Genomic DNA, 12,097 nt, shown 5'->3' with positions numbered 1-12,097 from the left:
ATCAAATGATTACCATAATGATTCCAGCAAGACAGGGCTCAACGCGCTATCCAGGCAAGCCGCTAGCTTCGATCACGGGTGGAACGGGTGTGGCGAAATCATTAATAAGGCGGACTTGGGAGGCGGCATCCAAAGTCGACCCCACATATGCGGTATATGTCGCGACAGACTCCGATGAAATTGCCGACCATGTCGCTTCTTTTGGCGGAAAAAGCGTGATGACTGCGTCGGAATGCCGAAACGGAACAGAGCGGTGCTGGGATGCATCTTCCCGGCTTGGTGGCGATGACGACGATATTATCGTGAATTTCCAAGGAGATTCGCTTCTGACTCCACCAGCTTATCCGAAACAGCTGGTTGACTACCTGATCGCCAATCCGGAGCTTGATGTCGCGACTGTCGCTATCCCCTGTGAAGAAGAGCATTACAGGAAGTTAGAAGCCGATAGCCGTAATGATATTATCGGCGGCACGTTTGTCGTAATGGATATGAACGGCAAGGCGCTATATTTCTCAAAAAGGATGATTCCTTACCGGAGTGGCTATGACGAGAGCCTCGGAAAATCTTATCTTCACGTTGGAATATATGCGTATCGTCGGCGGGCGCTACGCAGCTATTGCGAGCTTCCCGTTTCTGCCTACGAGCAATGTGAAGGTCTCGAGCAACTCAGATTCTTATATAATTCGATCAGCATTGGAGTTGTAAAATGCCAGAGTCCCGAATGGGAGCTGTGGGAGCTGAATAACCCTTCCGATCTCGTCCATATAGAAAAGGCACTCTCGCTGGCGGGGATCGAATGACATCCGACGGCGATCAACTTTCTTCCGGGGCAGCAAGCTCTGCAGTAGTACGAAACGTATCGAATATATCGGGTAAACTGACGCAAGCCTTTTACAGGTTGCAAGGGCGGAAGCTTGTCCGCTCGCTGCGAATTTCGAAAAGCTTCCGGGTGTTCGATTTGGGAAGCGGAAGCGGTTTCTTGAAACCTATTTTTGAAGAATATGGAGCAATCTATCATGGCATCGATACCGATGAAAAATCGGTCGCAATGGCAAGAGAGCTATACGGTCCAGAAGGTTTCCAGTGCGGTTATTTCCCACAAGATGTGAGACTGGAAGAAGTCGATTTGGTTATTTCGCTTTCTTGCATTGATGAAGTGCCCGATCCGGTCGCCGCGCTGAAAGCGATCGGAGGGCTGATCGGTCCATCGAGGGGGCGGGCCGTTATAGCCGTCAGGAACGGCAGCTTCCCGGCCTATTCACTGAAAATGCTTGTCGAGAGAGTTGGATTTAAAAGACCGTCGTTGGTTCGTGATGCGAGTTATGACTGCTGGATCGAACGTATGAAAGAAGCGGGCCTGCGGATCGTTCACGTCAGTCCATATTACCGGCCTTGGTTCACCGGTTTCAGTGTGAGTGGGGTGAAAAACACTCTCTACAGAATAGCAAACTGGGTTCTGCCAACACGCTACTGTTACATGTTGCAGTTTTCTGTAGCGAAACCCTAATGTGGGTATCTCTAGTTTCCGTTGCATTAGGAAGCATCGTCACGTTGCTTCTCTATTTTGGATTGCATTACCTATTACCAGAGCAGCAATTTTTTTCTGCAAGAGCGGTCATCAACTCTATGAACTTGGTCGCTCCATTTTTGTGTCTGGGGCTTGATAACGCAGCGCCCCGTTTGGTTCAAAAGGGATCGAATGGTTCATATGTCTGGGGGTTTCTGGTTTATGCGGCGATCGGGGCATTGGCACTCGTTCTGCTGGGTTGGGGAATTGGGGAGTGGAAATATTCACCATTCATTATTGGCGCCGGCTTTGCTCTGACACTTTCTACTACTCTGGTGGCCTCGAACTTTCTACGCGCGCAGGGCGCGCATCGGCGCTATTTTTTAAACGTCAATATATATGACCGTTTTGCTCGCACATTCATATTGCTTGGAGCAGCTGTTTTTTTCGACGAGTTTCTCTTTTGGGCGTTGGTCGTCGTTCCGGCTTTCATCCTTTATTCAGCTAGCGTTGTAATGCGCAGTGGTGCGACGCTGAAAGGATCTCTCAGGTTCCCTGCAGAGGAGGCGCGTAGCTCGCTACCCTTGATATTGTCTTCTGTGGCCATAATTTTGCTGACGCGGTCACCCTATTTCGCGGCATATATAAAAGATGGCGTCATCTCGGCGAACGCGACCGATCTGATCTTGCTATTTTCCCTACTTATTCTGTTGCCGGTGCTGAACGTGCAAAAGATAGACGAAGTCATATTGAAAGGAACCGAAACTGACGGGCATCGGAACAAAGGGCGTCACTTAGCGCTCGCCGAGTTTGTAATAGTTTCCGGGTTTATTGCCTTTTTGTTTCTCGCGGACATAATAGGATTTTTAAGTCGTGCTGATCTAATCGGGATCGCGATGCCCCTAGGCATTGGCATGATATTGATATCGATGATACCAAATTACCCCCATATCCTGCTGTTAGTCGGCCGCACGAAGGCTGGATTAGCAGTTACCGTTATTGCGACCTTGCTAGCAGTAATTTCATATACAGCGGTGTCAGTGATTACCGACACGACCGCCTGGGGCTTTGTGTTCGCTGCACTGGCATATACATTGACCGGGGTTGTATTTGCGCGGCGGTATATTATCGCTTACGTCTCGGCAGGAAGAATTGTGCGTACCGTTGCTTTGGTGGCTTATCTGGTGATTGCTCTAAATTGTGCAGTGTTGCTCGATTTGCCCGATATTTTTGAGCCTTTGGTATCAAAAGTGAACTTGGTGATCAATAGATGACGAATAGTAATATCAACAGTGATTTCTATCTACGCAGGCTTCCTGTATTAGCTACTATATTATTGTTTTTGTCATCTTTATTCTATTTATATTCATTCTCTTATGGCGTACTTGTCTGCTTGGTGGCGATGTCTTTTTTACTTTGTCTTTTTAAGGATGAAGTGGCCTCTGCCGTGGGTATATTTTTATTAGCCAACAATGTCATTCTCGCGATCGCTTTTTTTATGCAGGACGGCATCGTGAGTTATTTATGGAATGGCCAATTTGACCAGTACTATATAAAAGTTCTATTTCTGGAGAGTATTTTCTGGGGAATATTCATTATAGGTTGTGGAAAGAAGTCCGGCTTATCGGGAATGAATGGAATTATAAATAAAAAGAATAACTTTCTTATGGTATCATCCATAATATTTCTATTCATCGGTATACCATTTCTTGTTTCTGATATAATTATTAGTTCTTCGTCATATTTCATTTCGTATGTTGAGTTCTCTTCTACTGGAACAGTCGCTTATGAATCGGGTGCTGCTTTCGTGGCTTTTGCTATATTTCTACGAGTAGGAAAAAAGGTGCCGACCTACCATTTGCTGCTGGAGCTATTGGCGGTCTTGTTAATTTTATATATTGCCATCGGTTCGGGTAAGCGGCTGCCTCTTGCCTACCCCATTTTTGCATATACGGTATGGATTGCGTACACATATGGCAGGCTGCTGGCGGGACTGGTTTACTTCGGCATTGCGTTGAGTGGATATATTTTCGGCATCGTGCGTGATGCAATGGTTTTGCAATCTGTATCCGCTGATGTGCTTCTTTCCGGTCTTAAGTATACGAATCAGGGCGCGACTTTGCATGCTTCGGCGGTTTACGTCCGCATTGTCGACGAGAATTTGATTTCGACCACGGACCAGTTGATCTCGTTTGCTTCCAATCTAATCTTGGCGACTTTTATGTCGTTAAGCGCATTACCTGACGTAGCTCGGATCAACGAGTATGCAATGAGCTATTATGATGTTCAAGGAAACGGCGGAGTTATCGGTGCTTACTCATATTTCTTCCTGGATTGGATTGGACCATTTGTTCTGCCATTATTTCTAGTCTGGATGTTCAGGTCCCGTGGCGCGACTGCTGCCTTGGCCTTCGGATTTGTGGCTGTGATGAGCCCCCGCTGGACACTCTACAATATCGGACCTGCCCTGCGGGTGCTGGGACTAGTAGCAGGAATGATTTTCCTTTTGATCATATTTGATGTCCGGCGCTTTACCTCAAGACGTAAATTCAGCAGGCATATGCCATGAAAATACTGCTGACGGGTTATTCGGGTTTTGTCGGACGGCCGTTGCTAGAACGACTGGAAAGCGAAAAGATCTCGGTAATCAAGGCTGGCAGATCCGCCGATAGCGATTTTCGATTGACGACGATCGGCGAAGAAACTGTGTGGGATAAGCGAGCCCTGTTAGTGGACGCTGTTGTGCATTTGGCAGCGCATGTACACCAAATGTCCGAACCGGACCTGTCCCGATATTTTGAAGTGAACGTTCGTGGCACCTTAAATTTGGCGGAGCAGGCAGCCAAGGCCGGCGTCAAATTGTTCATTTATATGAGTTCCGTGAAGGCGTGCGGTGAGGCTAGCGAACCCGGTTCTCCGTTAACGATGGATAGTCACTGCTGTCCCACGGACCCTTACGGGCAATCAAAATTGGAAGCGGAAAAAGCATTACAACAACTCGGCAAAGATTACGGAATGCGGGTTATCTGCCTACGACCCCCGCTTGTTTACGGGCCTGGAGTCGGAGCGAATTTCCGTTCATTAATGAAGCTAGTCGGCCGAGGCATACCTTTGCCGTTAGGCGGGCTTACCAACAAACGAAGCCTTGTCTACGTTCACAATCTTGTTGATTGTGTGATCCAGTCTTTGAAAAGCAAAAATGTTAGCGGCTCCTATTTCGTTTCGGACGATAATGATCTGTCGACCTCTCAATTGGTTGAGTTTATATCGAGTGGATTGGGAAAGCGGCCATTGCTTTTCAGGCTTCCCGACTGGTTCTGGACGATAATCGGGAAAGTTGGTTTTTTGAAGGGTCCAGCGCAGCGGTTGACAGGCGACCTCCAAGTTGACATTGCCGCGACCAAGATCGATCTGGATTGGGCGCCACCCTTTTCGACACAAGAAGGCATTTATGCAACGGCTTACCACTACCAAAATGCGCTCCGTTAATTCTTATCCGTTTTCCACCCGTAAGCGGGTTTTTGACATCACGCTTGCTGTGTTTGCATCGATTGTGTTGATAATACCCATCATATTGCTGGCGCTGTGTGTGAAGCTAACGTCCAGTGGTCCGGTTTTTTTCTCTAGCGATCGGGTCGGGCAGAATAATGTGATTTTCAGAATGGTGAAGTTTCGTACTATGCGTGAAGGCACGCCAATTGTGGCTACGGATAAGCTGGCATCTCCTGCAAACTGGATTACCCCATTGGGCCGTTTTATGCGGCGCACCAGTTTGGATGAACTTCCGCAATTGCTAAATGTTCTAGTGGGTGACATGTCAATTGTCGGGCCGAGGCCGGCGCTGTTCAATCAGGAGGATTTGATACAGGAGAGAACAGCGCGCGGCATTGATGCATTGTTGCCGGGAATAACCGGTTTTGCGCAAATTAGTGGAAGAGATGAGTTAAGCATACCTCACAAGGTTGAGGCTGACGCCGAATATTTGTCATTATGCAGCTTCTGGATGGACATGAAAATTATCCTTATCACAGCCTGGCAGGTGATTGCTCCACGCGGGGTTCAACACTAGAGCCTGATGGTTCATAATATTATCTGCGGACCAAATTAAATTTAATTTGGTTTAGATCGAGCAATTAGGCCTTTGCCTTTGGAGATGACTCAATGCGTATAATTGTAACAGGTGGAGCGGGTTTTATCGGTTCTGCGCTCGTCCGTTATCTCGTGCTCGAACGAAACTATGAAGTCCTGAACATTGATCTGCTGACATATGCAGGCAATTTATCATCGTTGGATGCATTGAGCGACAAGAAAAACTACCAGTTCCTTCAGGCTTCAATTTGTGATCGCGCGGCTATGGAAAGCGCCGTAAACGAATTTAAGCCAGACCGTATCATGCATTTGGCAGCTGAAAGCCATGTTGATCGATCAATCACTGGCGCCGCCGATTTTATCCAGACCAACATAGTAGGCACGTTCACCCTATTGGAGGCGGCGCGTGGTTATTGGGAGGGTCAGGAAGGTGCTGCGCGTGAGAATTTCCGTTTTCTACATGTATCTACCGATGAAGTTTACGGATCTCTTGGTGCGGATGATTTGTTTAAGGAAACCACAGCTTATGATCCTAGTTCGCCCTACTCGGCATCTAAGGCATCATCCGACCATCTAGCTATATCATGGCACCGGACTTATGGTCTGCCGGTTATCATATCGAATTGTTCAAATAATTACGGCCCTTATCATTATCCTGAAAAGCTAATTCCGCTTACGATTTTGAATGCCCTTTTCGAAAAGAGCCTCCCGATCTACGGAAAAGGAGATAACGTTCGGGACTGGCTCTATGTTGATGACCATGTGAACGCGCTGGATATGATTGTCGAGCGCGGGCGACCTGGCGAAGCATATAATGTAGGTGGGCGTAATGAACGTGCAAATATCGATGTGGTGCGCCAGATTTGTCAGGAACTTGATAAGCTGAGACCCCAGTCATTTCGGTATGAGACATTGATTGAGTTCGTTACCGATCGACCGGGACATGATGCGAGATACGCGATTGACGCGACCAAATTAGAAACAGAACTAGGTTGGCGTGCTCGCGAAACGTTCGATAGCGGGATATTGAAAACTGTTCAGTGGTATCTGGATAACAAATGGTGGTGGGAGCCGTTGCTGCAGAAATATAGCGGGCATCGTCTGGGGCTGATTCCGGAAAAACCCGAAACGGAATGAATATTCTTTTTCTGGCCAACTGCTCAATATGAAGTTGAACCGCGTAGTCTCCAGAACATTGGGTTCCGTGAGGGTGCCGCTGAACCTTATTCAATCCGCTCTTGCATTGACGCCGTGAAACATTGTTGATCGGCATTAATGCCGGGGCTCGCTATCAACAGCAGAGGGCATACTGGAGCGTTCCAGCTCTCTGCGCCTTTAGTGTCGTTTGCCTTGAAATTGGCTGATATATGATTGCGACACACGGGCGCACTACGCGGGCATAAATTCCCATAGATGCAAGCGCGTCGCTCACCATCATAACACAAAAGCTTTCATAGCCGGATCCCGGCAACAAAAACTCATGATCGCACGAAAGTCGAACAATCCAGTGGTTTGAGACCTTACTGCCTAAACAATATGATCAATGGCGTCGTTATAAGCGGCGAAGCTTGAATAAGAGTTTGGAACAAGCGCCTTGCCTGAGAATCCCCGACAACGATCACATCGTTAGCAAAAACCTCCGGATCGTTATACGTGCCACGACGAATTGCTTTTAGGTTGTACAGGCCGGCTAGCTGTTGGCCATTTACGCTCCGAAATATTACAACATCTTCGAGTTTAGCGAATTCCGAAGCGCCCTCAGCAGTAGCAACTGCGCGCATCAAGGTCATACGGCCAATGACCGGATAAAGACCAGGTTTCTCGACCTGTCCATCAACCGTAATGACTTGGCTGATCGTTTCTTCAAGATTAACAGTTACTTGCGGGTCACGTATAAATCGGCCTTGCAATTTATTTTCCAAAAGATCGGCCAGTTCCCCTGGTGTTAAACCAGAAGCCTCGACGACTCCGATCAGTGGAAATGACAAACGGCCGCTTGCGTCGATCTGTACTTCCTTGTTGCTCAAATCTTCAATGCCGAAAACATCTATTTTTAGTTTGTCAAAGGGGCCGATCAGATACGGGCGATTGGAAGAGAGTAAATCGACGCGTGTTGGTTCGGGCAGTCCGTCTGCTGCAACAAGCGTTACGTCAGGACTTCCACCTAAAATACTCGGGCTCCCGCAAGCTGAAAGAAGAAGGGTCGCCATCAGCAGGAAAAATCGTTTACTCATCGTCTTCTATATCCCATTTTCTCTCTTTTAGGCTAACTGATTGATCAGGTAAACCGCTGATGTCCAGACGCCTGTCTGTTAGCAATTCTTTTGTGAAGGGCTTTCGTTGAAATCGATAATATTGGACAAAACACAGGACATAATTTTTTCTACCTGACCATGACGTGAGCCATTAAAATTCGTCCATCTATAATTCAAGTCTGTTCATAGAAATGGGACCAGACGAATGAAGGGATGACGGTTTTAGTACGAAGCAGTGCTTGGTGCCAAGACGGCTGATCTCGCGTGCAAGCATGGAGTATCGAAAGCGACGCTAAGCTTTAGCCATGTCAAGTCGGGGTATAGCTGGGAATTATCTTGGTCATTCTACCGAGATTTTAAGTTGCTGCGGCGATGTGGAACTCGTCTTTTACTCTGTTGGGGTCGCATAGGCGCACGCGGTCCAGCTTCAGGATGCGTTTGAGTTGAGCGAACGGCATTTCAAGCTTCTTTCGCTCGCGGCGTGACACAAGATAAGCATCGGTAGTGGCGATATTGCGTGCCCCATCACGATAAGCTTCGTGGAGGGAGCGGATATCCTTGCGGGAAGGCATGTTGGGCGTGCGTCGCTGTCGGTGCTTACAACCCCGGCAGTCCTGCTGATACGCCTGACATCAAAAAACAGTCAACTGGCAAGCCGAAGGCCGGTTACCGCCTGCACATTGTCGGGCTGATCCGGCCAAATGCCGCGCGTGTCGTAAACGACTTTCCCGGCGCGTTCATCCAGCGGAATGGATTTGAATATATCATGGTCCGTTAGCGTAATCATGACCGGACAATTTTCGAGAGCCGCGTCAATATCGATTAGCTCTGCGCCTGTTCCGTCAAAGGCTGCCGGCAATTCACTGGCATAGGGCTCAACAATCTTGATCCGTCCACCATATTGCTGCGCCAGCTTAGCGGCGATTTTCAGCGCAGGACTCTCGCGAAAATCATCAATATTGGCTTTGAACGCCAGACCGAAGCAGGCAACAGACACTCCGGGCAATTCGTCGATCATGCGTGCTGCTTGTTCCAGCACATGGTCGATTTTTGAGTCGTTCACTTCCCGGGCGATACGGATAAGCGGGGTCTGGTTGGGTGCGCCGTGGATGATGAACCATGGATCGACTGCGATGCAATGCCCGCCTACGCCAGGACCGGGCTTCAATATGTTGACCCGGGGATGGCGGTTGGCCAGCCGGATAACCTCCCACACATCGAGCTCCATTTCGTCCGCCACGATCGAAAGTTCGTTGGCAAAGGCGATGTTGACGTCGCGATAGCTATTCTCGACGAGCTTTGTCATCTCTGCCGCGCGTGCGCTTGTCGTCACGCATTCACCCCGGACAAAGCGCCGGTAGAAACCCAGTGCCTTGCGGGCGCAGCGCGGCGTTATGCCGCCGATGCATCGATCATTATTGGTAAGCTCTTCCAGAATTCTTCCCGGCAACACCCGTTCAGGACAATAGGCAATGGCAACATCCGGGACATCATGGGTAAGTCCCGGTATCTTGAGGTCCGGGCGCAATTTTGCAATAAGGTCCCGCATTTTTTCGGTCGTCCCGACCGGAGAGGTGGATTCCAGTATAATCGTATCACCCGCTTTCAAGGCAGCGGCAACATTGGTGGCGGCTTCCATTACATAGCTGGTGTCCGGTACATGATTGTCACCAAAAGGAGTCGGCACCGCAATGACGAACACATCGGCAGGTTCAATATGCAGAGATGCCCGTAATGTTCCCCGCGCGACCACGCCCTGGACGAGGCCTTCCAGATCGACTTCTTCAATATGAATTTTGCCGCTATTCACGGTATCGACGACATGGGCGGTTACATCAACGCCGAGCACTGCGCATCCGGAGCGCGCGATGACGGCTGCTGTCGGCAATCCAATATAGCCAAGGCCCAAAACGCAAACGGAAGGTTTCTCGTCGGAAAGCATATTAAAAAATCTCCTGAAGGCGCCATATTGGGCGTAAATCTCAGGTTCTTCTGTAGTCGGACATCGTAAATATTTCGGTAATGCGGGCTAATCCGATTAGTTTTTACGATATGCGCTTCAGGATATCAGACTTTGCTCGATAATGGCGGCAATCCGCTCGCTAGCGTGCCCGTCACCAAAGGGATTATGGGCTTTTGCCATTGAGTCGTAGTATTTCTTATCATCCAGCAGCTTGTTGGCTTGTTTAACGATCACATCTTTGTCGGTCCCCACCAGCTGGGCCGTTCCGGCCTCTAAGCCCTCAGGTCGTTCCGTGGTGTCGCGCATCACCAAAACGGGCTTCCCAAGCGCGGGAGCTTCCTCCTGCACGCCGCCGCTATCGGTAAGCATCAAGGTGCAGCTATTCAACAAGGCAACAAAATTGGGATAATCCAGCGGTTCGATCATCGCAACATTGTCGAGACCTCCCAGAGCATCGTTCATGATCGCGCGCACATTGGGATTTAGATGCACCGGGAAAATTAGTGCAACGTCATCGCGGCGGGCGATCTCGCGAAGGGCAGATGCGATATTTGTCAAACCGTCACCAAAATTTTCGCGCCTATGACTGGTAACACCGATAATTTTTTTTCCGGAGAATTTGGCGAACAAGGTCTTCAATTCCGTGCTTATAAGGTGACCTTCCCCGTTTTTTTCTCTGGTGGCCAGCAACGCGTCAATTACCGTGTTGCCCGTCACGCTGATTTGCTGGTCGGGAATATTTTCTTTACGCAGAGCTGCAGCAGATGTTTCCGTCGGTGCAAAATGCTGATCAGCAATGGTGCCAATAATTTTTCGATTCACTTCTTCCGGCCACGGGTGATAAATATTGTAACTGCGAAGTCCCGCTTCGACATGGCTAACGGGGATTTTCCGATAATAGGCGGCGAGCGCGCCGCACATGGCCGTGGCAGTATCACCCTGTACAATCACCCTCTGTGGTTTGATTTCGTCGAGAGTCTGTCCAATGCCAGTAAGAAGGCGGCCCGTCAGTTCATCAAGGCTCTGGTTGGCGCGCATCAGATCGAGATCGTAATCGGGTTCGATGCCGGCAATTTCCAAAACCTGATCGAGCATTTCGCGGTGCTGCGCGGTCACGCAACTGATGGACTTCAGGCTGTCGCGTTTTGATAAGGCCCGGATCACCGGAAATAGCTTTATCGCTTCCGGCCTAGTGCCGAAAATCGTGACAACCTTCGGTTTGGATGTTTGACGGGTTTTCATGACTAGCTGACTAGCCTATCTTGGCTAATATTTTCTAAACCAATCTTCATGCTGAGCGCAATTGTTGGAAAAAATCACGCAATGTCACCGGGTTGATTACGAGGGCTGGTCTGTTCACAATATTGGATGGCTCGCCGGACGCCTTGTTCTGGCTAGGCGGAGTCAAGGCCATGCGGGTTATCCCCCCTGTGCACCTACCGCTTCGGTCACTCCGACCCGGTTTTCGCCCGAAATATTTCATAGCTGGCTTGCACAACCGCCGAGACCGGATAGCCGTGATCGGCCATCCCTATATGCTGGAACCTGTGCCCAGCCGCCCAGAATGTGGGGGTATAGCGGCAAATCCTGAACGTCTCACCAATCCCGTTTGACATCCGCTTACATTAATATAATGACTGTCATTATATTAATGTAAGCGGAGCGAGTCGATTGCCGAAAGCCACTACGCCATTGCGCGGCAGACCGCCGGGAGATGCTCGAGAGCGGATATTGCAGGCTGCCCGGCAATTGATCGGAAATGCGGGATATGATGCAACTTCGGTGCCGCAAATTGTCGAGGAAGCTGGCGTTGCTCAGGGTACTTTCTACCGATATTTCAAATCCAAGGCGGACCTGTCGAAGGCGCTTGCGGAAATTTTCAACGAACAGATGAAAAGCAAATTCGATGCGGCTTTCGAATCCCAGTTGCCGATGTTCGAGATAATGCCGACGATTATCGGAAAGCTGCTTGAATTTTTTCAGAGCTATCGTGACATCATGCCGTTTCTGGAAGAGCATACGATGCCCTTCGGTACGTCCGCCCATGCAGCGGACCTGCGGGAAGAACATTATGCCCGCATGGCGATTGCCATCGCACGGGACCAGAAGAGCGGGCTCATCCGTGATGATATCGTGCCGGAGCTGCTTGCGCGCATCGGCGGTGGTGTCTTCATGAATCTCGCGCGCATGGTTGCGCTGGAAGAGAGCGATCTGGAACCCGCCGAAATTTTCATGAGCGGAAAGGCCTTTGTCATGGCCGCGCTCGCGCCGCAGGAGAATTAG

The 12,097-nt window shown here is 49.4% G+C and carries 11 protein-coding genes and 1 pseudogene; 8 read left to right on the top strand and 4 right to left on the bottom strand.

Annotated features, from left to right (window positions below; translation table 11 throughout):
* Positions 1-5: 5 nt before the first annotated feature.
* From AAC060_RS00760 to rfbB, 7 genes are all read left to right on the top strand, one after another.
* Positions 6-800: a manno-octulosonate cytidylyltransferase gene (locus AAC060_RS00760; protein WP_339821742.1), complete on the top strand. Its 795-nt coding sequence runs from the start codon at positions 6-8 to the stop codon at positions 798-800.
* Complete coding sequence (locus tag AAC060_RS00755) at positions 797-1,507, top strand: methyltransferase domain-containing protein (protein WP_339821739.1); 711 nt, start codon at positions 797-799, stop codon at positions 1,505-1,507. Before AAC060_RS00760 ends, AAC060_RS00755 begins: the two co-directional genes overlap by 4 nt.
* Positions 1,507-2,781 (top strand): hypothetical protein, encoded by a 1,275-nt coding sequence (locus AAC060_RS00750; RefSeq protein ID WP_339821737.1) that lies wholly within the window; start codon positions 1,507-1,509, stop codon positions 2,779-2,781. Before AAC060_RS00755 ends, AAC060_RS00750 begins: the two co-directional genes overlap by 1 nt.
* The gene (locus tag AAC060_RS00745; RefSeq protein ID WP_339821735.1) at positions 2,778-4,076 is read left to right on the top strand and encodes a hypothetical protein; all 1,299 of its coding nucleotides are present in this window, start codon (positions 2,778-2,780) and stop codon (positions 4,074-4,076) included. The genes AAC060_RS00750 and AAC060_RS00745 overlap by 4 nt, the downstream gene beginning before the upstream one ends.
* On the top strand, positions 4,073-4,996 hold the full coding sequence (locus tag AAC060_RS00740) for an NAD-dependent epimerase/dehydratase family protein (RefSeq protein WP_339821732.1): 924 nt from the start codon (positions 4,073-4,075) through the stop codon (positions 4,994-4,996). Before AAC060_RS00745 ends, AAC060_RS00740 begins: the two co-directional genes overlap by 4 nt.
* The gene (locus AAC060_RS00735; protein WP_339821730.1) at positions 4,959-5,576 is read left to right on the top strand and encodes a sugar transferase; all 618 of its coding nucleotides are present in this window, start codon (positions 4,959-4,961) and stop codon (positions 5,574-5,576) included. Before AAC060_RS00740 ends, AAC060_RS00735 begins: the two co-directional genes overlap by 38 nt.
* Before the next feature lie 92 nt (positions 5,577-5,668).
* The gene (gene rfbB / locus AAC060_RS00730) at positions 5,669-6,733 is read left to right on the top strand and encodes a dTDP-glucose 4,6-dehydratase (RefSeq protein WP_339821727.1); all 1,065 of its coding nucleotides are present in this window, start codon (positions 5,669-5,671) and stop codon (positions 6,731-6,733) included.
* Positions 6,734-7,116: 383 nt separating this feature from the next.
* Here rfbB and AAC060_RS00725 read toward each other — a convergent pair whose 3' ends face one another.
* The 4 genes and pseudogenes from AAC060_RS00725 to wecB form a co-directional block, all read right to left on the bottom strand.
* Positions 7,117-7,830, bottom strand: a complete 714-nt coding sequence (locus tag AAC060_RS00725) for a polysaccharide biosynthesis/export family protein (protein WP_339821725.1) — start codon at positions 7,828-7,830, stop codon at positions 7,117-7,119.
* Positions 7,831-8,207: 377 nt separating this feature from the next.
* Positions 8,208-8,480 (bottom strand): annotated as a pseudogene (locus AAC060_RS00720) (transposase); the annotation flags it as partial.
* 14 nt (positions 8,481-8,494) lie between these two features.
* Positions 8,495-9,793 carry a UDP-N-acetyl-D-mannosamine dehydrogenase gene (wecC, locus tag AAC060_RS00715; RefSeq protein ID WP_339821724.1) on the bottom strand — a complete coding sequence of 433 codons (1,299 nt, stop codon included), beginning with the start codon at positions 9,791-9,793 and terminating at the stop codon, positions 8,495-8,497.
* Between the two features lie 117 nt (positions 9,794-9,910).
* Positions 9,911-11,056 (bottom strand): UDP-N-acetylglucosamine 2-epimerase (non-hydrolyzing), encoded by a 1,146-nt coding sequence (wecB, locus tag AAC060_RS00710; protein WP_339821722.1) that lies wholly within the window; start codon positions 11,054-11,056, stop codon positions 9,911-9,913.
* 429 nt (positions 11,057-11,485) lie between these two features.
* On the opposite strand from wecB, the gene AAC060_RS00705 reads away from it, so the two are divergent.
* The gene (locus AAC060_RS00705; protein ID WP_339821719.1) at positions 11,486-12,097 is read left to right on the top strand and encodes a helix-turn-helix domain-containing protein; all 612 of its coding nucleotides are present in this window, start codon (positions 11,486-11,488) and stop codon (positions 12,095-12,097) included.

The sequence above is a fragment of the uncultured Parasphingorhabdus sp. genome, assembly GCF_963975555.1.
Classification (GTDB): domain Bacteria; phylum Pseudomonadota; class Alphaproteobacteria; order Sphingomonadales; family Sphingomonadaceae; genus Parasphingorhabdus.
The sequence above is the reverse complement of the archived record's forward strand: the minus strand, read 5'-3'. Positions and strand labels throughout refer to the sequence as shown.

Coding starts and splice junctions, on each gene's coding strand:
- AAC060_RS00760 (WP_339821742.1), top strand. CDS start 6: ATGATTACCATAATGATTCCAGCAAGACAGGGCTCAACGCGCTATCCA.
- AAC060_RS00755 (WP_339821739.1), top strand. CDS start 797: ATGACATCCGACGGCGATCAACTTTCTTCCGGGGCAGCAAGCTCTGCA.
- AAC060_RS00750 (WP_339821737.1), top strand. CDS start 1,507: ATGTGGGTATCTCTAGTTTCCGTTGCATTAGGAAGCATCGTCACGTTG.
- AAC060_RS00745 (WP_339821735.1), top strand. CDS start 2,778: ATGACGAATAGTAATATCAACAGTGATTTCTATCTACGCAGGCTTCCT.
- AAC060_RS00740 (WP_339821732.1), top strand. CDS start 4,073: ATGAAAATACTGCTGACGGGTTATTCGGGTTTTGTCGGACGGCCGTTG.
- AAC060_RS00735 (WP_339821730.1), top strand. CDS start 4,959: ATGCAACGGCTTACCACTACCAAAATGCGCTCCGTTAATTCTTATCCG.
- rfbB (WP_339821727.1), top strand. CDS start 5,669: ATGCGTATAATTGTAACAGGTGGAGCGGGTTTTATCGGTTCTGCGCTC.
- AAC060_RS00725 (WP_339821725.1), bottom strand. CDS start 7,830: ATGAGTAAACGATTTTTCCTGCTGATGGCGACCCTTCTTCTTTCAGCT.
- wecC (WP_339821724.1), bottom strand. CDS start 9,793: ATGCTTTCCGACGAGAAACCTTCCGTTTGCGTTTTGGGCCTTGGCTAT.
- wecB (WP_339821722.1), bottom strand. CDS start 11,056: ATGAAAACCCGTCAAACATCCAAACCGAAGGTTGTCACGATTTTCGGC.